Genomic DNA, 24,373 nt, shown 5'->3' on the forward strand with positions numbered 1-24,373 from the left:
AAAGTTGTACATATGGCTTTTATTGCACAATTTTGAAAAGTCATACAAATACACGTAACTACATGATTATTTTAATAAATGTTATTTATCTCTGGTCCTTTTGTTGCGCTAAAATTGTCTGCATTTTCAGATTCTCTTCATGGACAATTTTTGGCTGCAAAAAAACGATGTTTGTGACGGCTTGTCAGGCAAACATATCGACAGAATCTTCGTGAATCATGAGGAGAGATAGTTTGTCGAATTTTCGTGGTCAAAAAACGACGGTTTAAAAGTAAACAAAATAATTTTTGCGTAAATAACAGCGTATTTACGCGAGTTTTAATACTTTGGCATGAGTAAAAAAAGAAAAATACAACGCGCGGGTGAGTTATTAAAAATATTTCCGCAGACATACTTTCCATCGTAACGCAGCGTTAACAAAAAACGGTTTGCGTTAACAACCAAGTTGAAATGATTTAAATTTCTTAAATGTACGACCAGGTCCAGGGTGACAACATGAAAAACAGATTGTTATTTATGATGTTAACAGTACTGGGTGCGCCTGGGATTGCAGCCGCGGCAGGTTATGATTTAGCTAATTCAGAGTATAACTTTGCGGTAAATGAATTGAGTAAGTCTTCATTTAATCAGGCAGCCATAATTGGTCAAGCTGGTGCTAATAATAGTGCACAGTTACGGCAGGGAGGCTCTAAACTTTTGTCGGTTGTTTCGCAAGATGGTAATAACAACCGGGCAAAGATTGACCAGACAGGAGATTATAACCTTGCGTATATTGATCAGGCGGGCAATGCCAACGATGCCAGTATTTCGCAGGGCGCATATGGTAATACTGCAATGATTATCCAGAAAGGTTCTGGTAATAAAGCAAATATTACGCAGTATGGTACTCAAAAAACGGCAATTGTAGTGCAGAGACAGTCGCAAATGGCTATTCGCGTAACACAGCGTTAATTTCCATTCGACTTTTAAATCAATCCGATGGGGGTTTTACATGAAACTTTTAAAAGTAGCAGCAATTGCAGCAATCGTATTCTCCGGTAGCGCTCTGGCAGGTTCTATTCCTCAGTACGGCGGTGGCGGCGGCAACCACGGTGGTGGCGGTAATAACAGCGGCCCGAATTCTGAACTGAATATTTACCAATACGGTGGCGGTAACTCTGCTGTTGCATTGCAGGCTGATGCCCGCAACTCTGATCTGACTATTACCCAGCACGGCGGCGGTAACGGCGCAGACGTGGGACAAGGTTCTGATGACAGCTCAATTGAACTGACCCAACGTGGCTTTGGTAACAGCGCGACACTGGATCAGTGGAACGGTAAAAACTCTGAAATGACTGTTAAACAGTTCGGTGGCGGCAACGGTGCAGCAGTTGACCAGACTGCATCTAACTCCAGCGTCAACGTAACTCAGGTTGGCTTTGGTAACAACGCGACCGCTCATCAGTACTAATATAGAATTTGTATTACAGAAACAGGGCGCAAGCCCTGTTTTTTTTCGGGAGAATAGTATGAACGCGTTATTACTTCTCGCGGCGCTTTCCAGCCAGATAACCTTTAATACAACCCAGCAAGGTGACATGTACACCATTATTCCTGAGGTTACTCTGACGCAATCATGCTTGTGCCGGGTGCAAATATTATCTCTGCGTGAAGGCAGTTCGGGACAAAGTCAGACGAAGCAAGAAAAGACCCTTTCATTACCCGCTAATCAACCCATTGCCTTGACGAAGTTGAGTTTAAATATTTCCCCGGACGATCGGGTGAAAATAGTTGTTACTGTTTCTGATGGACAGTCACTTCATTTATCACAACAATGGCCGCCCTCTTCAGGAAAGTCTTAATGTATTGATAGTTGAGCATAAAATGAGCCGGAAGAGAATGGTCTGATACGAATCGACCACCTGAAAGCATGGATAACACACCCTCAAGGATGATTAATCATTGAGGAAATAGAAGAGATGTTCAGACCGTTATTAAACTCCCTTATGCTTGGCAGCCTGGTTTTTCCTTTTTTTGCAACAGCGGAAAGCAATGCGCAAGGTGGCGTGATTCATTTTTATGGTCAAATTGTGGAACCGGCGTGTGACGTGAGCTCCCTACAAGCGCCAGTTGAAATGACCTGTATGCAAAATGGTCCTGTACAGAGCAAAACGTATTCCAGCAAAGAGCTAATGAGCGGCAAAGTTAAAAATGCGCAAATTGCCTCAGTAAAAGTGCAGTATCTTGATGAGCAGAAAAAGCTGGCTGTGATGAATATCGAATATAACTAAGTTTCTGAACCACTCACGTCGCCGACAAGAAAAATGCGATTTCTCTAAAAACCCTGCTGTACACTTAAGAAACAAGATGGTGTAAGGAGGCGTTATGAAATCGCGTATTCATGTTGTACAGGGCGATATTACCAAACTGGCCGTTGATGTGATTGTTAATGCGGCAAATCCATCGTTGATGGGGGGAGGCGGCGTCGATGGCGCTATACATCGCGCTGCCGGTCCGGCGCTGCTGGATGCCTGTTTAAAAGTCAGACAACAACAGGGCGATTGCCCTACGGGACACGCAGTAATTACCCTCGCAGGCGATCTCCCCGCCAAAGCTGTTGTACACACTGTTGGACCCGTGTGGCGCGGCGGAGAACAAAATGAAGATCAGCTATTGCAGGATGCCTATCTCAATAGTCTGCGACTGGTGGCGGCGAACAGTTATACATCGGTAGCTTTCCCTGCCATTAGTACTGGTGTTTATGGATACCCACGCGCAGCAGCAGCTGAAATAGCAGTAAAAACCGTTTCGGAATTTATTATCCGTCACGCTTTACCCGAGCAGGTATACTTTGTCTGTTATGATGAAGAAAACGCCCATCTCTACGAAAGACTCCTTACCCAACAAGGAGATGAATGATTTGCCTCGGCTGGCGAGCGCGGTGTTGCACTTGTGTTCGCAACATCCAGGACTGTGCGGCATTTTCCCCCTTGATAAAGGTCTGGATGCGTTTGCCGCACGTTATCGCCTGGCAGAAATGGCGGAACATACGCTGGATGTTCAGTATTACATCTGGCAGGACGATATGTCGGGGCGGTTACTGTTTTCCGCTCTGTTAGCCGCCGCGAAGCGTGGCGTTCGCGTTCGTTTGTTGCTTGATGACAACAATACCCCCGGACTTGATGACATTTTACGCTTGCTCAATAGCCACCCGCGGATTGAAGTTCGACTTTTCAATCCTTTCTCATTTCGCTTATTGCGTCCGCTTGGCTATATCACCGATTTTTCCCGTCTCAATCGACGTATGCACAATAAGAGTTTTACCGTCGATGGCGTGGTGACGCTGGTGGGGGGGAGAAACATTGGCGATGCATATTTTGGTGCAGGAGAAGAACCGCTTTTTTCAGATTTAGATGTGATGGCAATGGGGCCGGTTGTTGAGGACGTCGCTGATGATTTTGCCCGCTACTGGTATTGCAAATCAGTTTCACCCTTGCAGCATGTTCTGGATGTGCCAGAAGGTGAAATGGCTGATCGTATTGAACTACCCGCATCCTGGCATAATGACAGCATCACGCATCGCTATTTGCGTAAACTGGAATCAAGCCCTTTTATGAATCAACTCGTTGAGGGGGCGTTACCGCTTATTTGGGCAAAAACGCGTTTATTAAGTGATGATCCTGCGAAAGGGGAGGGCAAAGCAAAACGCCATTCCCTTCTGCCGCAGCGTCTGTTCGATATCATGGGGTCACCCGGCGAGCGGATTGATATTATCTCTTCCTATTTTGTGCCGACGCGTGCAGGTGTAGCGCAACTGTTACGGATGGTAAGAAAAGGGGTAAAGATAGCAATCTTAACCAACTCACTTGCCGCCAATGATGTCGCTGTGGTGCATGCTGGCTACGCACGCTGGCGCAAAAAATTGCTCCGTTATGGCGTGGAACTCTACGAACTGAAGCCGACGCAGGAACAACCCGGTACACTGCACGACCGTGGAATAACCGGGAATTCCGGTGCCAGTCTGCATGCCAAGACCTTCAGTGTCGATGGCAAAACCGTATTTATTGGTTCATTCAATTTCGACCCGCGTTCAACATTACTCAACACTGAAATGGGCCTGGTAATAGAGAGCAAAACGCTGGCGCAACTGATCGATAAACGCTTTATTCAGAGTCAGTATGATGCGGCCTGGCAGCTGCGTCTGGATCGATGGGGGCGGATTAACTGGGTCGATCGCCACGGGAAGGAAGAAATTATTCTCAAAAAAGAACCCGCAACCAGTTTCTGGAAGCGGGTTTTGGTCAGACTGGCGTCAATATTACCCGTTGAATGGTTATTGTAAGTGTGGCTCAGCGGGCTGGCGCTTTATCATTCTCGCGCTTAATGGCCGGTTTTCCGGAGAACAAAAACTTCAACAACGGAATGCGTAAATGAATTTCATACAGAATTATCGCAATCCCTATCACAAATATCAGACCGCAGAGAAAACCAAGCCAATTTGAGGTGATATGCGGGGTGATGTATGCGCCGAAAAACAGCGTTAACGGGTGGTGAACCAGGTAGATAAACAGCGATGCGTTTACAAAATAGGTCACCCGCGCCGACTGAAAATTGAGCAAACGGTGACCAAAGGAGAAAACCACATTCACCATCCACAAGCCGAGTACCATCGTGATCACCGACTCGGTTTCATACATCCAGGCATCACCGCTACCGTAACGTTGATTGAGCAAATATGCGACAAATGCCATTGCTGCAGCGAGTGTGCAACCACGAGAAGGTGTGGTAAACAAGGCCTTAAGATTAGGGAAAATAAAAGCTAATGCACCAAGGATAAAAAATGGCATATAAAACAGCGTCTGCATGAAAATAAAATTGAACATGCCATCGCTTAAAATAGGCGGATAAACGATAAAGAGCGTTCTTCTTATTGCCGCATAGCCGATGCCGAGGCATAAAAAGATCACCGATAGTTTAGCCATTGAGAATTTTTTATTTTTGTTATCGGAATTATCTAAATTATCTTTGATGCGCTTAAATATCCATATGCAAAGTGTCGTCATGACCACCAATACCAGTAAAAACCACAGGTGCGAAATTAATTCCCAGGCCAGTGTATTATATTTGTCATACAATGACAGGCCAGGCCAGCTTTCTGCTTTGCCTTTGACATACTGCAGCATAATGAATTGCGGCAAGGTCAGCAGAGGAATGGCCGTTAACATCGGGATCCCCACGCGTTCGACACGAACTTTCCACCATTTTTTCAATGGGTAGCGCAAAAAAAGCATGTAGGAAAAATAACCAGAAATAACGAAAAATACCTGCATGCGGAACGAGTGGATGAAATCGTTAAAAAGTGTCAGCCACCAGGACGGCTCTGCGCTATTCACATGCCAGGTGTGGCTTGAATAGATTAAAGAAATATGAAAAGGGATCCCTAACAACATCAACCAGGCGCGGATGGAGTCGAGGAAATATTCACGCTGCGCGGGTACTGGATTCATATATGATTAACTAATCTCGGATTTTTCGTCTTATCCCTGCCGGGTAATGCCTTTAGGCTTTTGCCACAACAACATCGACCTGACCGCATCTGGCACAGGCTTCGCGGGTGTTTTTGCGCGGCATAGTCACTACCACTAACCAAAATGGAAGCGTCTGTAAGACTGTTGATAAATAAATTTGCTGGCAAACCCTACACGAACTCGCTGCTTCTGTCTTTAGGAGAAGCACGGAAAGTGAAAACGGCCGCAATCAAGTGCTTAATCCATGAGCCAGCATGCTGAATAACGCCGGGATTCTGTTGTCGTAATGGCTGGTTATCCATTAAAATAGATCGGATCGATATAAGCACACAAAGGGGGAAGTGCTTACTTATTATGAAACATAAACTACAAATGATGAAAATGCGTTGGTTGAGTGCTGCAGTAATGTTAACCCTGTATACCTCTTCAAGCTGGGCGTTCAGCATTGACGATGTTGCAAAGCAAGCTCAATCCTTAGCCGGAAAAGGCTATGAGGCGCCTAAAAGCAACTTGCCCTCCGTTTTCCGCGACATGAAATACGCGGACTATCAGCAGATCCAGTTTAATCATGACAAAGCCTACTGGAACAATCTGAAGACCCCATTCAAGCTCGAGTTCTACCATCAGGGTATGTACTTCGACACGCCGGTCAAAATCAATGAAGTTACTGCAACGGCAGTAAAAAGAATCAAATACAGTCCGGATTATTTTACATTCGGCGATGTTCAGCATGACAAAGACACGGTAAAAGACCTTGGTTTTGCCGGTTTTAAAGTGCTTTACCCGATCAACAGCAAAGATAAAAACGATGAAATCGTCAGCATGCTCGGGGCCAGCTATTTCCGCGTGATTGGTGCAGGTCAGGTTTATGGCCTTTCTGCCCGCGGCCTGGCAATTGATACCGCGTTGCCATCCGGTGAAGAATTTCCGCGCTTTAAAGAGTTTTGGATCGAGCGACCAAAACCGACTGATAAACGTTTAACCATTTATGCATTGCTTGACTCACCGCGAGCGACAGGCGCTTACAAGTTTGTGGTTATGCCAGGACGTGACACGGTTGTTGATGTGCAGTCTAAAATTTATCTGCGCGACAAAGTCGGCAAACTGGGTGTTGCGCCGCTAACCAGTATGTTCCTGTTCGGACCGAACCAGCCGTCTCCGGCGAATAACTATCGTCCGGAATTGCACGACTCAAACGGCTTGTCTATCCATGCCGGTAACGGCGAGTGGATCTGGCGTCCGCTGAATAACCCGAAACATCTGGCGGTTAGCAGCTTCTCTATGGAGAATCCGCAAGGGTTTGGTCTGTTACAGCGTGGCCGCAACTTCTCTCGTTTTGAAGATCTCGACGACCGTTACGATCTGCGTCCAAGCGCCTGGGTAACACCGAAAGGGGAGTGGGGCAAAGGTAGCGTTGAGTTGGTAGAAATCCCGACTAACGATGAAACTAACGATAACATCGTCGCTTACTGGACGCCGGACCAGCTGCCGGAACCGGGTAAAGAGATGAACTTTAAATACACCATCACCTTCAGCCGGGACGAAGACAAATTGCATGCGCCAGATAACGCCTGGGTACAGCAGACGCGTCGTTCAACGGGGGATGTGAAACAATCAAACCTGATTCGTCAACCTGACGGTACTATCGCCTTTGTGGTCGATTTTACTGGTGCAGAAATGAAAAAACTGCCAGCGGATACGCCAGTCACCGCACAAACCAGTATTGGCGATAATGGTGAGATTGTAGAGAGTACAGTGCGTTATAACCCGGTCACCAAAGGCTGGCGTCTGGTAATGCGCGTGAAAGTGAAAGATGCCAAGAAAACCACTGAAATGCGTGCTGCGCTGGTGAATGCCGATCAGACGTTGAGTGAAACCTGGAGCTACCAGTTACCTGCCAATGAATAAAACAACTGAGTACATTGACGCAATGCCCATCTCCGCCAGTGAGAAAGCGGCATTGCCGAAGACCGATATCCGCGCCGTTCATCAGGCGCTGGATGCCGAACACCGCATCTATGCGCGGGAGGATGACTCCCCGCAAGGGTCGGTGAAGGCGCGTCTTGAACAAGCCTGGCCGGATTCACTGGCTGATGGGCAGTTAATTAAAGACGACGAAGGACGCGATCAGCTGCAGGCCATGCCGAAAGCAAAACGTTCTTCTATGTTTCCCGACCCGTGGCGAACTAACCCGGTAGGGCGATTCTGGGATCGTCTGCGCGGACGCGATGTGACACCGCGCTATCTGGCTCGGTTAACCAAAGAAGAACAGGAAAGCGAGCAAAAGTGGCGTACCGTCGGGACAATCCGTCGTTATATCCTGCTTATCCTGACACTGGCGCAAACCGTTGTCGCTACCTGGTACATGAAGACGATTCTGCCGTACCAGGGGTGGGCGTTTATTAATCCGGTTGATATGGTCGATCAGGATCTGTGGGTTTCCTTTATGCAGCTCCTGCCCTATATGCTGCAAACCGGCATTCTGATCCTCTTTGCTGTTCTTTTCTGCTGGGTGTCTGCCGGTTTCTGGACCGCGTTGATGGGGTTCCTGCAACTGCTCATTGGTCGCGATAAATACAGTATTTCTGCGTCGACCGTTGGCGATGAACCGCTAAACCCTGAGCATCGTACGGCATTGATCATGCCCATCTGTAATGAAGACGTGAATCGCGTCTTTGCAGGCTTGCGCGCAACGTGGGAATCGGTAAAAGCCACCGGCAATGCTAAACACTTTGATGTCTACATTCTGAGTGATAGTTACAACCCGGATATCTGCGTCGCAGAGCAAAAAGCCTGGATGGAGCTTATCGCTGAAGTCGGCGGCGAAGGGCAGATTTTCTATCGCCGCCGCCGCCGTCGTGTAAAGCGTAAAAGCGGTAATATCGATGACTTCTGCCGTCGCTGGGGCAGTCAGTACAGCTACATGGTAGTGCTGGATGCCGATTCAGTGATGACCGGTGATTGCTTGTGCGGCCTGGTGCGCCTGATGGAAGCCAACCCGAACGCCGGGATTATCCAGTCTTCGCCGAAAGCATCTGGTATGGATACGCTGTACGCGCGCTGCCAGCAGTTTGCGACCCGTGTTTATGGGCCATTGTTCACTGCCGGTCTGCACTTCTGGCAACTTGGCGAGTCGCACTATTGGGGGCATAACGCGATTATCCGCGTGAAACCCTTTATCGAGCACTGCGCGCTGGCGCCGTTGCCGGGTGAAGGCTCTTTTGCCGGTTCAATCCTGTCGCACGACTTTGTAGAAGCGGCACTGATGCGCCGTGCAGGTTGGGGAGTATGGATTGCGTACGATCTCCCGGGCTCTTATGAAGAGTTGCCACCAAACTTGCTGGACGAGCTAAAGCGTGACCGTCGCTGGTGTCACGGCAATCTGATGAACTTCCGCCTGTTCCTGGTCAAAGGGATGCACCCGGTACACCGTGCGGTGTTCCTGACGGGGGTAATGTCTTATCTCTCTGCGCCGCTGTGGTTTATGTTCCTCGCGCTCTCGACCGCATTGCAGGTAGTGCATGCGTTGACCGAACCGCAATACTTCCTGCAACCACGGCAGTTGTTTCCGGTGTGGCCGCAATGGCGTCCTGAACTGGCGATTGCACTGTTTGCCTCAACAATGGTGCTGCTGTTCCTGCCAAAATTGTTGAGTATTTTGCTCATCTGGTGCAAAGGGACTAAAGAGTATGGTGGCTTCTGGCGCGTCACCTTGTCGTTGCTACTGGAAGTGCTGTTCTCCGTACTGCTGGCGCCGGTGCGCATGCTGTTTCATACGGTATTCGTGGTCAGTGCCTTCCTTGGCTGGGAGGTGGTGTGGAATTCACCGCAACGTGATGATGACTCCACTTCCTGGGGAGAAGCCTTTAAACGTCACGGTTCGCAACTGTTACTGGGCCTGGTGTGGGCGGTTGGCATGGCATGGCTGGATCTGAGATTCCTGTTCTGGCTGGCGCCGATTGTCTTCTCGCTGATCCTGTCACCGTTTGTTTCGGTGATCTCCAGTCGTGCGACCGTGGGGCTGCGTGCTAAACGCTGGAAACTGTTCCTGATCCCGGAAGAGTATTCACCGCCGCAGGTGCTGGTAGATACCGATCATTTCCTTGAGATGAACCGTCAACGTTCTCTCGACGATGGCTTTATGCACGCGGTATTTAACCCGTCGTTTAACGCCCTGGCAACGGCAATGGCGACCGCTCGTCACCGCGCCAGTAAGGTGCTGGAAATCGCCCGTGACCGCCACGTTGAACAGGCGCTGAACGAGACGCCAGAGAAGCTGAACCGCGATCGTCGTCTGGTGCTTTTGAGCGATCCGGTAACGATGGCACGTTTGCATTTCCGCGTATGGAACTCTCCGGAGAAATATTCTTCATGGGTGAGTTACTATGAAGGGATTAAGCTGAATCCACAGGCATTGCGTAACCCGGATGCGGCTTCGCAATAAAAACGTAGTTGCCTGATGCGCTACGCTTATCAGGCCTACATCGTTCCTGCAAAATATTGAGTTTGCAAGATTTTGTAGGTCGGATAAGGCGTTCACGCCGCATCCGGCAAAAACAACGAGCCAATAAAAATACCGGCGTAATGCCGGTATTTTTTTAGGAAAGAGGTATCAAATGCGTTTCATTGTGGTAGGCATCATGGTTACCTTACTGAGTGGCTGTGGCAGCATCATTAGCCGCACTTTACCGGGGCAGGGGCATGGCAATCAATATTATCCCGGAGTGCAATGGGATGTTCGTGACTCCGCATGGCGCTATGTTACGATCCTCGATCTGCCGTTGTCCCTCGTCTTTGATACCTTACTCCTGCCCATTGATATTCAACATGGGCCATATGAGTAATTAACGCTCATCCCATTCATCGGCGGCAGCGTGTCCTTCTTCAGTATCCAGAGGCGGCTCAAGCTGAAATTCGCCTTCGTCCCATTCATGCAGCGTATTTTCATCTTGCCATTCCTGGCGGATTTCAATTTCATCATAATCGCCGTCAAAGACGCTTTGTGCAGCTTCACCGCTGAACATTGGCAGACATTCACCTTCTTCGCCTTCATCAGCAAAAAACTCAACCTGCCACATAATGTCGCCATCTTGCAGAATGTATTTCTGGACATTGAACTGTTGCACATTTGCTTCATCTGCATCAATTCCGGGGTTGTCAGCAAGAAATTCTTCCCGTGCGGCATCAATGGCTTCTTCAAGCGTTGCGTACATAGTCATCACGATTCTCCCTTTGATTTGATGATGTATTCAGGGAAAGAATAGCTGATTATGCGCTTTTGCAAGTATGAAAGGCGAAAAATCAGCCTGTCACTTGGGGCAATCGGCGGCGACGCAAACTGTTCCAGGAATAAACCGCGTTAAACAACACAACTCCTGCGGTGACCAGAAACACTGCGCGGAAACCATAGTTTGCTGAGATAGCCGCGCCCATCAATGGTCCCGTAACGTTGCCAATATCACGAAATGACTGGTTGTAGCTGAAAATTCGTCCGGCGATTTGGTTTGTTGAGTTATAAACCAGTAGCGTTTGTACTGCGGGGAGTAACGCACCATCGGCGGCCCCGAGTAAAAAGCGTAAAACCCCCAGTTGGAATGGTGTCTGGACGTAAGACATAGGGATTAACAGCAGCACAGAAAAGAGCAGCGCCGTTATCAGGATCTTCTCTGGCCCGATACGATCCCCCAGTTTGCCAAGTCGTGGCGCGCTAAGTAGCGCAGCCACACCGGGGACCGAGGCAATCATGCCACTGATAAAAGCAACATTACTGACATTCCCCGCCAGTTCGCGGACATAGAGTGTCAGGATTGGCGCGATTGAACCGGTGGCGACCTGGATGATTAATGTTGTGACAAACAGGCTAAGTACCAGCTTCGGGTTTTTAAGCGATGTCACGACATCCCGCATGTGCAGCATCTCTTTTTTGCTGACTGGCTGGAATTTCTCTTTGATACAAAATAGGGTGACGAAAAAGCAGAGTATTAGCACACTGGCGGTAATAAAAAATACCGGACGTAAGCCGTAGTTATCGGCGAGCAGGCCGCCAGCCATGGGGCCGAGCAGCGCGCCGCTAACGCCACCGGTAGAGAGCGTACCCAGCGCCCAGCCGCTTTTATTGCGTGGGACCTGAGTGGCGATTAGTGCGTTGGCATTAGGGACAAATCCACCGAGCAGACCCAGCAATGCTCGCAGGATCAGAAATTGCCAGATATTTTGCACTACCCCCATCAGCACCATCACGATACCCATCCCGAGGGCAGAGCGCAGGAGCATAATTTTTCGACCTTTTCGGTCAGCTAATCCTCCCCAGAACGGAGAAGCAATGGCGGAAAATAGAAAGGTAATACTGAAGACAATCCCTGACCACATATTTAGCGCCGAGTGGCCCGTAACGCCAAGTTGCTCAACGTAGAGGGGTAAGAACGGCATTACCAGACTGAAGGCGGCGCCGGTAAGAAAACAGCCAAGCCAGGCAACGAGCAGGTTTCGTTTCCAGTTTATGGGAGTGTCATTTTCACAGGGTGACATAGCAATCCGCTGTTGGTGCGCCAGGGCGCGGTGAACAAGAGAATAAAAGATAAGCACACTAATTATGCGCCTGACTTATAAGTGACGCAATGCAGAGAGCTTTTATCGCTAAATCAGGGGATTTGATGCTGATGTGCCGGATGCGATGCTGCGCATCCGGCATAAAGAAGGTTAGTAACGTGAAGGTACGCCTTCCGGGCGCGTTTTGAAGCGGCGATGCAACCACATGTATTGTTCTGGCGCCATCATGATGCATTTTTCAACCACTTTGTTCATCCATGCGGCGGTGGTTTCAGCGTTATCCAGAGGCGGTGAACACTCTGGCGGCAGCATGATCAACTGATAACCTTTGCCGTCCGGCTTACGACGAGGGACAAATGGCACCAGACATGCGCCGGACATTCGTGCCAACATCCAGGTGCCGCTAGTGGTTGCCGCCTGCTCAACGGCGAACAACGGCACAAAAACGCTCGAGCGCGGACCGTAATCGTGATCCGGCGCATACCAGACGACTTCACCTTTTTTCAGGGCTTTAATCATCCCTTTTAAATCTTTGCGATCGAGCATCGATTTATTCGAACGCAGGCGGCCCCAGGTTTGCAGCCAGTCGATCAATGGATTGTCATTCGGGCGATAAACCCCGATCCCCGGCTCCTGCATTCCAAATTGTCGTGCACCGAGTTCCAGCGTCAGAAAATGGATGCCAACTAACAGGATGCCACGCTTTTGCGCCTGCACGTCACGGACATGCTCCATGCCGATAACTTCCGTCCAGCGGGCAACCCGACTTTCTGGCCAGAACCATGCCATGCCGGTTTCCATCAGTCCCATGCCAACGGATTCAAAATTCTTAATCACCATCTGCTGGCGCTCTTGTTCGCTCATTTCCGGGAAGCACAGTTCCAGGTTGCGATGCACAATTTTGGCGCGTCGTTTCATTAAACGTAACGCCAGTCGCCCCGTCGCAATGCCAAGGCGGTAGATGATTGGGTAGGGTAACTGAACGACTAACCAAAGTACGCCAATACCCAACCAGGTTAACCAATAACGCGGATGAAGCAGTGCGGTGGAGAACTTGGGTAGATTCGTCATATCAATCCTGTCTTTCAACCTATATGGGCAATTGTATGTATTGTCGCATTTTTTCGCCCTCAACCAAAATTTGAGGCTGAAGACTGGGCGAAAATGCCGCACATGTAAACTATTAATAATTTTTAATGCGCAAATGTAGCGTAAAATGTGTGGATGTTAATTTGCGATTATTGCTATATCATGCGCCGGATTTTACTTTCCCACCTCGCAGGAACCGTACACCATGCCAGTGTTACACAACCGAATTTCCAACGACGCACTGAAAGCCAAAATGCTGGCCGAGAGTGAACCGCGCACCACCATTTCGTTTTATAAATATTTCCATATTGCCGATCCTAAAGTGACCCGCGATGCTTTATATCAGCTATTTGCTTCGTTGAGTGTTTTTGGCCGGGTCTATCTGGCACATGAGGGGATCAACGCGCAAATTAGTGTACCAGCGAGCAACGTCGAGACATTTCGTGCACAGCTTTATGCTTTTGATCCTGCGTTAGATGGTTTACGCCTGAATATCGCGTTGGATGATGATGGGAAATCCTTCTGGGTGCTGCGCATGAAGGTCCGCGAGCGGATTGTCGCCGACGGGATTGACGATCCTCAATTTGATGCCACCAATGTCGGGGAATATCTGCAAGCGGCGGAAGTGAATGCCATGCTTGATGATCCCGATACGCTGTTTATCGACATGCGCAACCACTATGAATATGAAGTCGGTCATTTCGAAAATGCGTTGGAAATTCCGGCTGATACCTTTCGTGAACAACTGCCGAAGGCGGTTGAGATGATGCAGACGCATAAAGATAAAAAAATCGTCATGTACTGCACTGGTGGCATTCGTTGCGAAAAGGCCAGTGCCTGGATGAAGCATAACGGCTTTAATAAAGTCTGGCATATTGAAGGCGGCATTATTGAATACGCCCGTAAGGCGCGTGAACAAGGCTTACCAGTGCGTTTTGTTGGCAAAAATTTCGTTTTTGACGAACGGATGGGCGAGCGCATCTCTGATGAAATTATTGCACATTGCCATCAGTGCGGCACGCCATGCGACAGCCATACCAACTGTAAAAATGATGGCTGTCACTTGCTGTTTATCCAGTGTCCGACGTGTGCTGAGAAATTCAAGGGGTGTTGTAGTGAGATTTGCTGCGAAGAGAGCGCATTACCGCCAGAAGAACAACGACGCCGTCGAGCCGGGCGAGAAAATGGCAATAAAATCTTCAATAAGTCGCGGGGACGCCTGAATACGACACTGGGCATACCTGATCCTGCGGAATAAACATCATTGCCGGATGCGCGCCATCCGGCAACATTTCAGCATTATTTCTGCTGTACACCTTCCACCGAAATAATCAGATCAACTTCCTGAGAGGCCGGACCTAAATCTGACTTGATATTGAAGTCTTTCAGCTTAATTTTACCTTCAGCTTCGAAGCCTGCACGTTTACCACCCCATGGGTCGTCGCCCTGACCAATCAACTTCGCTTCCAGCGTTACTGGTTTAGTTACGCCATTCAGTGTCAGATCACCTGTGATATCCAGCTCGTCACCGTCTTTCTTTACGCTAGTGGACGTAAAGGTTGCCTGCGGATATTTTGCTGTGTTGAGGAAATCCGCGCTGCGCAGATGTTTATCGCGCTCGGCATGGTTGGTATCTACGCTGGTGGTGTTAATGGTGACATTGACTTTATCGGCAGCCGGATTCTTTTCATCAAACGTAAAAGTACCGTCGAAATCTTTAAAAGTGCCGTAAACCCAGCTGTAGCCCAGATGTTGAATGCGGAAATTGACAAAGGCGTGCTGGCCTTCTTTGTCAATTTTGTAATCGGCAGCGATAGCTGAACCGGCAGAGAACAACAGGGAAGCGAAGGTTAAACCAAGCAGGCTTTTTTTCATTTTTTATACTCCATAGTCAGATGACGACTTTCCCAGAATGCGCTTCAGGGTGTCGTCTTTATCGATGAAATGATGTTTCAGCGCCATAAATCCGTGCATAACTGACAGGACGACGACACTCCAGGCAAACCAGAAATGTAGAGCGCCTGCTAAGTCAGCTTGCGTGCCTGCGTCGGCAAGCGTTGCGGGGATTTCAAACCAACCAAAGATGCTGATGGGTTTGCCATCGGCGGTCGAAATAAGGTAGCCGCTCAAGCCAATAGCAAAGAGCAAAAGATAAAGTGCCAGATGGCCTGCTTTCGCTCCGTAACGTATACCGGGGGAATAGCTTTTCAGTGGGCCAGGCGGAGGAGAAATTAAACGCCAGAGAACGCGAATAACCAGCCCCATCATTAATAGAATACCGATGCTTTTATGCAACTCTGGCGCCTTATGATACCAACCGTCGTAATAACTTAACGTTACCATCCACAAACCTAAAGCAAACATGCCATAGACAATAATTGCCGTTAGCCAATGTAAAGCGGCAGAAATAACACCATAGCGTTGAGGGGAATTTATGAATTGCATAACTGCATCCAGAACATATTCACGAGGTAATGAAAATGGCCTGTCACGAGATGAATTGCAACTTAAAAACAACAATCCGAATGATATTTATTTTTATTTCAATAATTTTGATTTAATAATGAAAGAATCTTCATAAGTTTAGTGGTTCCAGGCTGAGGGATGTCTGGTGAATGCTGTTGCGACTGGAATAAGCTTATTCAAATTTTCACGCCAAATGAAAGGGAAATTAAATTTTTGTCAGTTTGTGTCAGCGCCTGGCGATTAAAAATAAAACACATAGATCAGATCCATAATCGCCAATACCCCCCAGAGAAAAAGATAAAGCATGAGATGTTCGCGAATATTATTGATGAGATAGTTCACCAGGCGACGCATTAAAAGCTCCTGTAAAAACGGCCTCAACTTAGAGGCCGTGATGATGATTATTGGAAGCGGGAAAGCCGGAATGGCGTTAAATCAAAATCGATTTTTTTGTCTTGCGCAAAATCAGCGGCTATTTCCCCTAATACCGAAGCAAATTTAAAGCCATGCCCACTCAGGCCGGTAATCAGTAGCGTATTAGCGTGTCCTGGTAGGGTATCGATAATAAAATCTTCGTCAGGCGAATTATCATAGGTGCAAGCAGCGCCATACAGGCAGCAGCCGATACCTGGCAACACACTACGTAAGAATGGGAAAGCTTCGGAACCGTCACTATCGATTTCCGCAAACGGAACACGTTCATCCGCTGAATGAATGACCTGACCACCGTTATGTTTCCCAATCTTCAGAGCATCGTTTTCCGCCGGAAAACCGTAGTATTGATCGCCATTGGGCAATTCACCGGTAAAGGCCGGGAATTTATTCTTCACGCTATAGCGGCCATCGGCCTGATACCAGGCGAATACTTTACGTACGGGCTGGATGGGCAGTTCTGGTAGCAGCTCTTTTACCCAGGTACCTGCACAGACGATCGCTTTCTTCGCCTGGTACTCGCCGTCCGCCGTTTCAATAGTTACGCCGTTATCGTCATGACGAATTGCGGTGACCGGACAGTTAAACAGTTGTGCGCAGCCAGCTTCATTCGCCAGTTTGATCCAGGTTTTAATCGCCAGTTCGCTGCGTAAAAAACCGGAATCGGCCTCAAATAGCCCGATATAGTTGTCAGGGACGCGTATTTCCGGCCAGCGGGCCATAATTGTCTGTGCATCCAGTTTTTCGACGTTGAGTTGCCATTGTTCCGCGCTGTGGGCGACATTGGCGAGAAACTCGGAGTCGGCAGGGCCGAGGTTGATGACGCCGGAGCGCACAAAAACGGGGTCTTCTTCGTTGTGACGGGAGAGTTCTTCCCACAGGGTTTGCGCACGGAGTACTAGCGGGACATACTTTTCGCCTTCGCCATAAGCATGGCGAATTAATCGCGTATCTCCGTGGTGGCTGCCGTGTTGATGTGGCGGCATATGGCTGTCGGTCATCAGCACTTTCAAACCGGCCTGGGTGGCATAATACCCGGCTGCAGCGCCTACGGAACCGCTGCCAATAATGATGAGATCGTATTTCATTTTTTTCTCTCTGCTCTCATGGTTTAAGCAGAGTAAATAAGTAACAAACGATATACAACCCAGAAATGGTAAAGGCACCGTTAAGGTGCCTTTTGGGTGGATGGTCATGTCATGTTAATGACGCCGATACTCATTGACATGGAAATCACCAGATTCAATTTTGGCGATTCCTGCTTCTAATATCGAAATAAATTGTCTGGCAACATCAGTAGTTAACCAGAGTGTCTGACCAACTTCAGTCCCTTCCTGCTCGGACTTATTTGGGGTCTGGTAGTGCAAACGCAACATCAGCGCATCATAGCTATCAACGGTGCTGATGTCCCACCCTACGAGCGGATGAGTCTGAATGACTTCATTGTTTTTTTCCATCATGGCCCCCTAATTCGTGTTACTAGACAACGTTATTCGAGGTTCAATGCGTTTTTATCTGAAGCAACTTCAGTATATCAATAAATATGGGTATTCACCGAAATTTTAAAGGGGTAGTGAGATATTTTTTTGCTTTTAAGATTTATATGAACAATAAAACAGCATGTCGTTCATATTTTTTTAGCATATTGTGCAATTATTTTGAGGGAGTGTAAAATTTGTACAAACAATCTTAAAATATAAAAAAGCCGGGGCGACCCGGCAAAAACAAACATCACTGCATATTATTCGCTAACAAACCAGTCATCGGCGCTTTCCCACGTTTCTTGTAGAATTTCGCTAATGCGCTGTTTATCTTCTTTTGTTGCGCCAATAACCGATAAATTATTTGCCGCAGCATATCGTACCGATACGTGACCTTCATTGTCCGGAAACTCATACTGAATACGACGAGAAAGTTCACCCGCCAGCGCGTCAATGGCCCCAGTGGGTAGTGGAGAAGTTTTCGCTATGGTGACTTCAATTCGCATAATAGCCCCCTGTTGAATATACTGGTTATTTATACAGGCAAAATAAGCTAAAGACAACAGGTGGCTACGTTTTTTATTGCTTAAAAGACCAACGTACAGTTTCCCCTGCCAGGAAAGGAACAAGCGTGTCGTCTGTCAGAGCGATGCTATCAGCAATTTGCTGTTCTTCGCGTATCAGCTCAATAAACGATTCATTGACCGGTAATCCATAGAATTTCGGCCCGTTTAAAGAACAGAATGCTTCAAAATGCTGTAGTGCATTCATCTCTTCAAATACGGTGGCGTAACTACCCAGCGCCGATGGCGCATTAAAGCAACCTGCACAGCCGCAGCTACTCTCTTTACGATGACGGGCATGTGGTGCGGAATCGGTACCCAGAAAAACGCGATCAAAACCACTGGCGACCAGCTCACGCAGCGCCTGTTGGTGAATATTGCGTTTGAGGATCGGCAGACAGTAGAGATGCGGACGCACACCGCCAACCAGCATATGGTTACGGTTAAACATCAGATGCTGGGGAGTAATGGTGGCGGCCAATAGTTCATTTCCGTCACGAACATAGTCAGCAGCATCTTTGGTGGTGATGTGCTCAAAAACAACTTTCAGCGCGGTCAGGCGCTGGCGTAGTGGCTCCATGACCGTCTCAATAAAACGCGCTTCACGGTCAAAAATGTCGATGTCAGCATGGGTCACTTCACCATGCACCAGCAGCGGCATACCGATTTTTTCCATGCGCTCAAGTACTGGCATGATTGCGTCAACCGACGTCACGCCGTGGCTGGAGTTGGTGGTGGCGTTCGCGGGGTAAAGTTTTGCGGCGGTGAACACGCCTTCGTTGAATCCACGCTCCAGCTCATTGGGGTCCAGCGAGTCTGTTAAATAACAGGTCATCAGCGGGGTGAAATCGTGTCCGTCCGGTACGGCGTCAAGGATACGTTGGCGATAAGCCACAGCAGCCTCAACTGTTGTTACAGGCGGTGCCAGATTGGGCATAACGATGGCCCGACCATAGGTTTCGCTGGTATACGGCACGACAGTTTTTAACATGTCGCCATCGCGGAGGTGAAGGTGCCAGTCGTCTGGGCGGCGGATCTTTAATACCTGGGATGGTGCAGTCATTAATTTCTATGCTCCGGCTGAAGGGATGTTTTTGCCGGACACAAAGGATAAGCGGAAACGTTTTCCTTTGCACGAAAAATAAAGGGCGCAAATACGCCCTCGTAATTAATCAGTGAACGGAATGACTATTTCACCTGGTTTCACTTCAATGCCTTTTGCCAGTTTTTTAGCCATTGCTTCGCCTTTGCTGCCATCTTCGCGCAGGACGTAAGCCGGCTGCTGGTTAAAGTAATTGCGTAATGCCTGATTCAAATAGGGAAGTAACGTTTGCATCACGGTTTGCATTTTTTCCGGCTGCACGGTCGCGTCGACCACTTCCATCTCTTTCAGGAAGATGGCGCCTTTCTCTTTATCAAACACAGGCAGCGCTTTCAGCTTCAGTTTCATGGTTGCTTTTTGGCTACCGAACAGAGAGTTCATATCCAGATTGGCGTCCCCGGTTAGGGTAACCTTATTAGGTTCTTCACGACCAATTTGGCTGGTCAGGTTTGTCAGAACTATATGGGCGTCAGCCACGCCGGGCAAACCGATATCTTTTGAGAAATTATTATGTTTCGCAAGCGACTGGTTAATCTCTTGTTCGGTGATGGTGTATTGGGTGAGTTGATTACAGCCAACGAGCAGGCCACTGACGATTAATGCAGCGGCAAATAAAAACTTGTTCATGGTAGTCCTCGACATGAAATCTGCGTCAATATCCTGACACAACGCAGCATGTGTCACCAGCGATAAACTCGCCAGCAGAAAAAACTGAAAACAGCGGCAACCCGCGAATACAGGCTGCCGCGGCAGGCCAGGATTAAATCGCCATTGATGATAGCAAATTGATTTGCGTCTGTTTGGCCATGTTATCGCGGTAATCAGCGACGCGGCTTGGCCAGTTTATTCCGGCAACCAGCGTCAGATTACGCAGCAGCGGAAAAAGTTGAATGTCATCTTCCGAAAGCTCGCCATTCACGGCGTTTGGCTTGACGATGAGTTTATCCAGTGCGCGTAAATCATCGCTGATATTTTTAATTAACCCATCAGAATGTGAGAGAAGCTCGGCAAAATTACCCGCGCTGACCTCTTTCTTGTCGATGAAGTATTTGCGTGCGGCGGGAGTAGAAAACTCATCAAACGCCGATTTGGCAAAACGCGGCAACAGCAGTTTATTGGCATAGCCGTTGACCTTGCGCAGCCACTCTTCAATGGCAGGGGAGCGTTTACCCGTCAGTAACGGTTTGCCGTCGAGCTTATCCACATAGTGAACAATGTCCATGCTTTCTGGCATATAGCGGCTGTCATCTTTTTGCAGAATGGGAACCTGTTTTTGACCGACCATCCGGGTGGGTGTTTCTGCATCGTCGTTGAGCAGAACGTGTAATTCGACGGGGATATTTTTCAGGCCGAAAATCATGCGGGCTTTGAGGCAGTAAGGGCAGTGATCGTAAATATATAGCTTCACGTGACTCCTCCATTTGGCTGTCAGTTCACTTTCAGTATGGAGGAGTCAGGGGGGAGTATCAAATCAGGCGTCGTGTTCCAGCAACCGACGCGCGGCACGTTTATGGCTAAATTGCCAGCCCAACGCAAGGAAGGTGATGATGCCAATAACGCCCAACATCATCCACGGCAACTCCGGTTGTTGCGTTGATTTACCCAGGTCAAACAGCCAGCCGCCGCCGATATAGCCAATAGCGCCGCCTATCGCCAGGCCCAGCCGACTAAATCCCATATAACTGCCGCGCGCTCGTGCATCCGCTAACGAGGCGCTAAGAGTTTCACGCGCAGGTTCGGCAATGATCGAGCCAATATAAAACAGACAAATCAGGGTGAAAAGTTGTTGCAGGCCACTGACCATGCCCACGGGTATCATGCTTAATGACATCACCAGTAGCCCCGCCATCAACCGGTGTTCCAGACGAAAACGCTTTTCGCTCCAGCGGGCGATAGGGTAGAGCAACGTTAACGACAGACACGCTTCGATGGCATACATCCATTTAACGGCAGAGGGCGCTCCGGCTACGTCGTTGACCATAATCGGCAGCATCAACATCACCTGCACAGCCAGCATGTAGTAGCCCGCGAGTGTCAGGACATAGGTGACAAAACGTTTATCGCGCATCACGCGGGTCATGCCTTCGCGGACTGGCGTACGCACGGTAGAGAGTTTCCATGCGGGCAACAACCAGGCGTTAAACGCTGCACACAATACAAACAGAATTGCCCCCGTGGCGCAGACCAGGCGAAAATCGTATTGCAATAACCAACTCCCCAACAGCGCGCCAATGACCGCACCGGCACTGTCCTGCATCATCAACAGGGAGAAAAAACGGCCCCGTTGTTCCGGACGAATTAATTTCACCACCAGCGCCGAACGCGGCGGATCAAATAACGTACCGCCGAGGCCCGAGAGCAAACAAGAAAACCACAGCATCCAGGGTTCATGGGCGATGCCCATGGTGGCGAATCCGGCGGCGCGCATCAGCATACCGGTAACGATCATCGGTTTAGCGCCAAAACGGTCGGCAATAGCACCGCCGAAAATGCCTAATCCTTGCTGAATGAACTGACGCAGACCGAGGGCAATACCGACCATTACGGCGGCCCAGCCCATTTGATCAACGAAGCGGATAGAGATCAGCGGGAAGACAACAAAGAACCCCAGCACGACCAGCATATTATCGACGAGAAGGAAATATTTACCCAGGTTCCTCGCCTGCGATACGCGCGACATTTCCCCTCCCGGGAAATAAAAGATGAGCACTTTCTATTCTGCATTGCTGCTAAGATTTTTCCCATCATATCGGGGACAATATTTTTTTATCAAAACGTCGCTTTGATAGAGAGTTTTTATCAAATATGTGAATAATGCAGAAAATGGTATTTTGGACTTTTCACAGGCTCTGGTTGCGCAGGTATAGTAATACTTACAGCGTATTAAAGACGTTACGGGAAGGAGTAGGTATAGAATGTTTGGCTATCGCAGTAACGTGCCAAAAGTGCGCTTAACCACCGACCGACTGGTCGTGCGTCTGGTGCATGAACGTGATGCCTGGCGACTGGCGGATTATTACGCAGAGAATCGCCATTTCCTGAAGCCCTGGGAGCCGGTGCGCGATGAAAGCCACTGCTATCCTTCAGGCTGGCAGGCCAGGTTAAGCATGATTAACGAATTTCATAAACAGGGCTCAGCCTTTTACTTTGGATTATTTGATCCAGATGAGAAAGAGATTATTGGGGTAGCAAATTTTTCCAATGTGGTACGCGGCTCTTTTCACGCCTGTTATCTCGGTTATTCGATCGGACAAAAATGGCAGGGTAAAGGACTGATGTTTGAAGCTCTGACCGCCGCCATTCGCTATATGCAACGTACCCAACATATTCATCGCATTATGGCCAACTATATGCCGCACAATAAACGCAGCGGTGATTTGCTGGCGCGGTTGGGGTTTGAAAAAGAAGGCTATGCGAAAGATTATTTGTTGATTGATGGAAAATGGCGCGATCACGTACTGACGGCATTAACCACCCCTGACTGGACGCCCGGCCGCTAAGGAGAATTTCATGAAGTATCAACTTACCGCACTGGAAGCCCGTGTGATTGGCTGTTTGCTGGAAAAACAGGTGACGACGCCAGAGCAATACCCGCTTTCCGTGAATGGCGTGGTAACGGCCTGTAACCAGAAAACAAACCGTGAACCGGTAATGAATCTGAGCGAATCCGAGGTACAGGAGCAACTGGATAATCTGGTAAAACGCCATTATCTGCGCACGGTGAGTGGCTTTGGTAATCGAGTCACCAAATATGAACAGCGTTTCTGCAACTCTGAGTTTGGTGACCTGAAACTTAGTGCCGCGGAAGTCGCATTAATTACCACCTTGTTGTTGCGAGGCGCTCAGACGCCGGGTGAACTGCGCAGTCGCGCGGCGCGGATGTATGAATTCAGCGATATGACGGAAGTAGAAACAACGCTGGAACAACTGGCTAATCGCGAAGATGGGCCTTTTGTTGTTCGTCTGGCTCGCGAACCGGGTAAACGCGAAAGCCGCTATATGCATCTTTTCAGTGGCGAGGTGGATGATCAGCCTGTGCTTACAGAAACGTCGGACGCGGTTGGTGGTGATTTACAATCCCGCGTCGAAGCCCTGGAAATCGAGGTGGCAGAACTGAAACAGCGTCTTGATTCGTTGCTGGCCCATCTGGGAGATTAACGTGAAAAAATTACGTATCGGCGTAGTGGGTTTAGGCGGCATCGCGCAAAAAGCGTGGCTGCCAGTGCTGGCAGCAGCGTCTGACTGGACGCTACAGGGGGCGTGGTCGCCAACGCGTGAGAAAGCCATCTCAATTTGTGAAAGCTGGCGCATTCCTTACGCCGATTCGTTATCTAACCTTGCCGCCAGTTGCGATGCGGTATTTGTCCACTCCAGCACCGCCAGTCATTTTGAGGTGGTCAGTGCGTTATTAAATGCAGGTGTACATGTCTGTGTCGATAAACCGCTGGCGGAAAATCTGCGCGATGCCGAGCGACTGGTTGAACTTGCAGCGCGCAAAAAACTGACACTGATGGTCGGCTTTAACCGTCGTTTCGCGCCGCTGTACTGTGAGTTAAAAACGCAGCTTGCCAGCGCAGCCTCGCTAAGAATGGATAAACATCGTACCAATAGCGTCGGGCCACACGATCTTTATTTCACCTTGCTGGATGATTATCTGCATGTGGTTGATACCGCGCTGTGGTTGTCTGGCGGCAATGCAACTCTCGAAAGCGGTACGTTGCTGACCAATGAGTCTGGCGAAATGCTGTTTGCCGAGCACCATTTTTCGGCAGGTCAGTTACAAATCACCACCTGTATGCATCGTCGTGCCGGAAGTCAGCGTGAAGCGGTGCTGGCAGTGACTGAAGGGGCATTAATCGACATCACCGATATGCGTGAATGGCGTGAGGAGCGTGGGCAGGGCGTGGTGCATAAACCGATTCCTGGCTGGCAAAGTACCCTCGAGCAGCGTGGATTTGTCGGTTGTGCGCGCCATTTCATTGAATGCGTGCAAAATCAGACAGTTCCGCAAATCGCGGGTGAACAGGCGGTGCTGGCGCAGCGCATCGTTGATAAGATCTGGCGCGATGCGATGAGTGAATAAACCCTGTAACATCTGGCGGTAGCAATTCACCATAATCCAGGTAGACTATTCGCCTCTTTCAGCGCCTGCCTTGCAGGCGTTTTGCCGTGGGTCTGGATTAG

27 protein-coding genes are annotated in these 24,373 nt (G+C 48.9%); 13 read left to right on the top strand and 14 right to left on the bottom strand.

Annotated elements, in window-relative coordinates; all coding sequences use genetic code 11:
* Positions 1–495 precede the first annotated feature (495 nt).
* The 6 genes from csgB to clsC all read left to right on the top strand — a co-directional run bounded on the left by csgB (position 496) and on the right by clsC (position 4,321).
* On the top strand, positions 496–951 hold the full coding sequence (csgB, locus tag AACS80_RS01965) for a curli minor subunit CsgB (protein ID WP_130205467.1): 456 nt from the start codon (positions 496–498) through the stop codon (positions 949–951).
* 40 nt (positions 952–991) lie between these two features.
* Positions 992–1,450 (top strand): curli major subunit CsgA, encoded by a 459-nt coding sequence (csgA, locus tag AACS80_RS01970; protein ID WP_000771421.1) that lies wholly within the window; start codon positions 992–994, stop codon positions 1,448–1,450.
* A 58-nt stretch (positions 1,451–1,508) separates the two neighbouring features.
* Positions 1,509–1,841 (top strand): curli assembly chaperone CsgC, encoded by a 333-nt coding sequence (csgC, locus tag AACS80_RS01975; RefSeq protein WP_000992819.1) that lies wholly within the window; start codon positions 1,509–1,511, stop codon positions 1,839–1,841.
* Positions 1,842–1,958: 117 nt separating this feature from the next.
* Positions 1,959–2,270 (top strand): type 1 fimbrial protein, encoded by a 312-nt coding sequence (locus AACS80_RS01980; protein WP_130205471.1) that lies wholly within the window; start codon positions 1,959–1,961, stop codon positions 2,268–2,270.
* Between the two features lie 94 nt (positions 2,271–2,364).
* The gene (ymdB, locus tag AACS80_RS01985) at positions 2,365–2,898 is read left to right on the top strand and encodes an O-acetyl-ADP-ribose deacetylase (protein ID WP_131162259.1); all 534 of its coding nucleotides are present in this window, start codon (positions 2,365–2,367) and stop codon (positions 2,896–2,898) included.
* Positions 2,840–4,321, top strand: a complete 1,482-nt coding sequence (gene clsC, locus AACS80_RS01990; protein ID WP_138183642.1) for a cardiolipin synthase ClsC — start codon at positions 2,840–2,842, stop codon at positions 4,319–4,321. The genes ymdB and clsC overlap by 59 nt, the downstream gene beginning before the upstream one ends.
* Before the next feature lie 7 nt (positions 4,322–4,328).
* On the opposite strand, the gene mdoC is transcribed toward clsC, so the two are convergent.
* Positions 4,329–5,486: a glucans biosynthesis protein MdoC gene (gene mdoC / locus AACS80_RS01995; RefSeq protein ID WP_130222069.1), complete on the bottom strand. Its 1,158-nt coding sequence runs from the start codon at positions 5,484–5,486 to the stop codon at positions 4,329–4,331.
* A 393-nt stretch (positions 5,487–5,879) separates the two neighbouring features.
* On the opposite strand from mdoC, the gene mdoG reads away from it, so the two are divergent.
* The 3 genes from mdoG to AACS80_RS02010 all read left to right on the top strand — a co-directional run bounded on the left by mdoG (position 5,880) and on the right by AACS80_RS02010 (position 10,351).
* Positions 5,880–7,415: a glucans biosynthesis protein MdoG gene (gene mdoG, locus AACS80_RS02000; RefSeq protein ID WP_130258319.1), complete on the top strand. Its 1,536-nt coding sequence runs from the start codon at positions 5,880–5,882 to the stop codon at positions 7,413–7,415.
* Positions 7,408–9,951 (top strand): glucans biosynthesis glucosyltransferase MdoH, encoded by a 2,544-nt coding sequence (gene mdoH / locus AACS80_RS02005; protein ID WP_135409823.1) that lies wholly within the window; start codon positions 7,408–7,410, stop codon positions 9,949–9,951. The genes mdoG and mdoH overlap by 8 nt, the downstream gene beginning before the upstream one ends.
* 172 nt (positions 9,952–10,123) lie before the next feature.
* The gene (locus AACS80_RS02010; RefSeq protein ID WP_135409824.1) at positions 10,124–10,351 is read left to right on the top strand and encodes a YceK/YidQ family lipoprotein; all 228 of its coding nucleotides are present in this window, start codon (positions 10,124–10,126) and stop codon (positions 10,349–10,351) included.
* On the opposite strand, the gene AACS80_RS02015 is transcribed toward AACS80_RS02010, so the two are convergent.
* The 3 genes from AACS80_RS02015 to lpxL all read right to left on the bottom strand — a co-directional run bounded on the left by AACS80_RS02015 (position 10,352) and on the right by lpxL (position 13,127).
* Positions 10,352–10,726: a MysB family protein gene (locus AACS80_RS02015; protein WP_135409825.1), complete on the bottom strand. Its 375-nt coding sequence runs from the start codon at positions 10,724–10,726 to the stop codon at positions 10,352–10,354.
* 82 nt (positions 10,727–10,808) lie between these two features.
* Positions 10,809–12,035, bottom strand: a complete 1,227-nt coding sequence (mdtG, locus tag AACS80_RS02020) for a multidrug efflux MFS transporter MdtG (protein WP_130215860.1) — start codon at positions 12,033–12,035, stop codon at positions 10,809–10,811.
* Between the two features lie 171 nt (positions 12,036–12,206).
* Positions 12,207–13,127, bottom strand: a complete 921-nt coding sequence (gene lpxL, locus AACS80_RS02025) for a kdo(2)-lipid IV(A) lauroyltransferase (RefSeq protein ID WP_130205487.1) — start codon at positions 13,125–13,127, stop codon at positions 12,207–12,209.
* A 223-nt stretch (positions 13,128–13,350) separates the two neighbouring features.
* On the opposite strand from lpxL, the gene trhO reads away from it, so the two are divergent.
* Positions 13,351–14,403 carry an oxygen-dependent tRNA uridine(34) hydroxylase TrhO gene (trhO, locus tag AACS80_RS02030; protein WP_138183643.1) on the top strand — a complete coding sequence of 351 codons (1,053 nt, stop codon included), beginning with the start codon at positions 13,351–13,353 and terminating at the stop codon, positions 14,401–14,403.
* Positions 14,404–14,444: 41 nt separating this feature from the next.
* Here trhO and AACS80_RS02035 read toward each other — a convergent pair whose 3' ends face one another.
* From AACS80_RS02035 to mdtH, 10 genes are all read right to left on the bottom strand, one after another.
* Entirely contained in the window at positions 14,445–15,020 is a 576-nt protein-coding gene (locus AACS80_RS02035; protein WP_064528519.1) for a YceI family protein, read from the bottom strand.
* A 3-nt stretch (positions 15,021–15,023) separates the two neighbouring features.
* A complete protein-coding gene (locus AACS80_RS02040; protein ID WP_130205491.1) occupies positions 15,024–15,590 on the bottom strand; it encodes a cytochrome b in 567 nt (188 codons plus the stop codon).
* A 261-nt stretch (positions 15,591–15,851) separates the two neighbouring features.
* Positions 15,852–15,965, bottom strand: coding sequence for a YceO family protein (locus tag AACS80_RS02045; protein ID WP_001253741.1), 114 nt, complete (start codon positions 15,963–15,965; stop codon positions 15,852–15,854).
* A 47-nt stretch (positions 15,966–16,012) separates the two neighbouring features.
* The gene (gene solA / locus AACS80_RS02050; protein WP_135409826.1) at positions 16,013–17,131 is read right to left on the bottom strand and encodes an N-methyl-L-tryptophan oxidase; all 1,119 of its coding nucleotides are present in this window, start codon (positions 17,129–17,131) and stop codon (positions 16,013–16,015) included.
* A gap of 114 nt (positions 17,132–17,245) precedes the next feature.
* On the bottom strand, positions 17,246–17,500 hold the full coding sequence (gene bssS / locus AACS80_RS02055) for a biofilm formation regulator BssS (protein ID WP_000414435.1): 255 nt from the start codon (positions 17,498–17,500) through the stop codon (positions 17,246–17,248).
* A 284-nt stretch (positions 17,501–17,784) separates the two neighbouring features.
* Positions 17,785–18,030, bottom strand: coding sequence for a DNA damage-inducible protein I (gene dinI, locus AACS80_RS02060; RefSeq protein ID WP_135409827.1), 246 nt, complete (start codon positions 18,028–18,030; stop codon positions 17,785–17,787).
* Positions 18,031–18,103: 73 nt separating this feature from the next.
* Positions 18,104–19,150 carry a dihydroorotase gene (gene pyrC, locus AACS80_RS02065; protein WP_130205495.1) on the bottom strand — a complete coding sequence of 349 codons (1,047 nt, stop codon included), beginning with the start codon at positions 19,148–19,150 and terminating at the stop codon, positions 18,104–18,106.
* Positions 19,151–19,255: 105 nt separating this feature from the next.
* Positions 19,256–19,816: a lipoprotein gene (locus AACS80_RS02070; RefSeq protein ID WP_032183927.1), complete on the bottom strand. Its 561-nt coding sequence runs from the start codon at positions 19,814–19,816 to the stop codon at positions 19,256–19,258.
* 133 nt (positions 19,817–19,949) lie between these two features.
* On the bottom strand, positions 19,950–20,597 hold the full coding sequence (gene grxB / locus AACS80_RS02075; protein ID WP_130259666.1) for a glutaredoxin 2: 648 nt from the start codon (positions 20,595–20,597) through the stop codon (positions 19,950–19,952).
* Positions 20,598–20,660: 63 nt separating this feature from the next.
* A complete protein-coding gene (gene mdtH, locus AACS80_RS02080) occupies positions 20,661–21,869 on the bottom strand; it encodes a multidrug efflux MFS transporter MdtH (protein ID WP_130215870.1) in 1,209 nt (402 codons plus the stop codon).
* Positions 21,870–22,104: 235 nt separating this feature from the next.
* Here mdtH and rimJ point away from each other — a divergent pair, with 235 nt between their 5' ends.
* Genes rimJ through AACS80_RS02095 form a run of 3 tightly spaced genes read left to right on the top strand, consistent with a single transcriptional unit; the run spans position 22,105 to position 24,272 of the window.
* Complete coding sequence (gene rimJ, locus AACS80_RS02085) at positions 22,105–22,689, top strand: ribosomal protein S5-alanine N-acetyltransferase (RefSeq protein ID WP_130205501.1); 585 nt, start codon at positions 22,105–22,107, stop codon at positions 22,687–22,689.
* Between the two features lie 10 nt (positions 22,690–22,699).
* The gene (locus AACS80_RS02090; RefSeq protein WP_064528533.1) at positions 22,700–23,347 is read left to right on the top strand and encodes a YceH family protein; all 648 of its coding nucleotides are present in this window, start codon (positions 22,700–22,702) and stop codon (positions 23,345–23,347) included.
* Between the two features lies 1 nt (position 23,348).
* Positions 23,349–24,272, top strand: a complete 924-nt coding sequence (locus AACS80_RS02095) for a Gfo/Idh/MocA family protein (protein ID WP_135409828.1) — start codon at positions 23,349–23,351, stop codon at positions 24,270–24,272.
* Positions 24,273–24,373 lie beyond the last annotated feature (101 nt).

This window comes from Escherichia sp. E4385 (genome assembly GCF_963883145.1).
GTDB lineage: Bacteria > Pseudomonadota > Gammaproteobacteria > Enterobacterales > Enterobacteriaceae > Escherichia.

Bases quoted from the DNA above. Each gene is read 5' to 3' on its own strand.
- trhO (WP_138183643.1), top strand. From the start codon at position 13,351: ATGCCAGTGTTACACAACCGAATTTCCAACGACGCACTGAAAGCCAAA.
- pyrC (WP_130205495.1), bottom strand. From the start codon at position 19,150: ATGACTGCACCATCCCAGGTATTAAAGATCCGCCGCCCAGACGACTGG.
- AACS80_RS02090 (WP_064528533.1), top strand. From the start codon at position 22,700: ATGAAGTATCAACTTACCGCACTGGAAGCCCGTGTGATTGGCTGTTTG.
- csgB (WP_130205467.1), top strand. From the start codon at position 496: ATGAAAAACAGATTGTTATTTATGATGTTAACAGTACTGGGTGCGCCT.
- mdtG (WP_130215860.1), bottom strand. From the start codon at position 12,035: ATGTCACCCTGTGAAAATGACACTCCCATAAACTGGAAACGAAACCTG.
- AACS80_RS02010 (WP_135409824.1), top strand. From the start codon at position 10,124: ATGCGTTTCATTGTGGTAGGCATCATGGTTACCTTACTGAGTGGCTGT.
- AACS80_RS02040 (WP_130205491.1), bottom strand. From the start codon at position 15,590: ATGCAATTCATAAATTCCCCTCAACGCTATGGTGTTATTTCTGCCGCT.
- bssS (WP_000414435.1), bottom strand. From the start codon at position 17,500: ATGGAAAAAAACAATGAAGTCATTCAGACTCATCCGCTCGTAGGGTGG.
- ymdB (WP_131162259.1), top strand. From the start codon at position 2,365: ATGAAATCGCGTATTCATGTTGTACAGGGCGATATTACCAAACTGGCC.
- csgC (WP_000992819.1), top strand. From the start codon at position 1,509: ATGAACGCGTTATTACTTCTCGCGGCGCTTTCCAGCCAGATAACCTTT.
- mdoG (WP_130258319.1), top strand. From the start codon at position 5,880: ATGATGAAAATGCGTTGGTTGAGTGCTGCAGTAATGTTAACCCTGTAT.
- mdoC (WP_130222069.1), bottom strand. From the start codon at position 5,486: ATGAATCCAGTACCCGCGCAGCGTGAATATTTCCTCGACTCCATCCGC.
- AACS80_RS02015 (WP_135409825.1), bottom strand. From the start codon at position 10,726: ATGACTATGTACGCAACGCTTGAAGAAGCCATTGATGCCGCACGGGAA.
- csgA (WP_000771421.1), top strand. From the start codon at position 992: ATGAAACTTTTAAAAGTAGCAGCAATTGCAGCAATCGTATTCTCCGGT.
- AACS80_RS01980 (WP_130205471.1), top strand. From the start codon at position 1,959: ATGTTCAGACCGTTATTAAACTCCCTTATGCTTGGCAGCCTGGTTTTT.
- rimJ (WP_130205501.1), top strand. From the start codon at position 22,105: ATGTTTGGCTATCGCAGTAACGTGCCAAAAGTGCGCTTAACCACCGAC.
- lpxL (WP_130205487.1), bottom strand. From the start codon at position 13,127: ATGACGAATCTACCCAAGTTCTCCACCGCACTGCTTCATCCGCGTTAT.
- AACS80_RS02070 (WP_032183927.1), bottom strand. From the start codon at position 19,816: ATGAACAAGTTTTTATTTGCCGCTGCATTAATCGTCAGTGGCCTGCTC.
- mdoH (WP_135409823.1), top strand. From the start codon at position 7,408: ATGAATAAAACAACTGAGTACATTGACGCAATGCCCATCTCCGCCAGT.
- AACS80_RS02035 (WP_064528519.1), bottom strand. From the start codon at position 15,020: ATGAAAAAAAGCCTGCTTGGTTTAACCTTCGCTTCCCTGTTGTTCTCT.
- AACS80_RS02045 (WP_001253741.1), bottom strand. From the start codon at position 15,965: ATGCGTCGCCTGGTGAACTATCTCATCAATAATATTCGCGAACATCTC.
- solA (WP_135409826.1), bottom strand. From the start codon at position 17,131: ATGAAATACGATCTCATCATTATTGGCAGCGGTTCCGTAGGCGCTGCA.
- dinI (WP_135409827.1), bottom strand. From the start codon at position 18,030: ATGCGAATTGAAGTCACCATAGCGAAAACTTCTCCACTACCCACTGGG.
- mdtH (WP_130215870.1), bottom strand. From the start codon at position 21,869: ATGTCGCGCGTATCGCAGGCGAGGAACCTGGGTAAATATTTCCTTCTC.
- clsC (WP_138183642.1), top strand. From the start codon at position 2,840: ATGATGAAGAAAACGCCCATCTCTACGAAAGACTCCTTACCCAACAAG.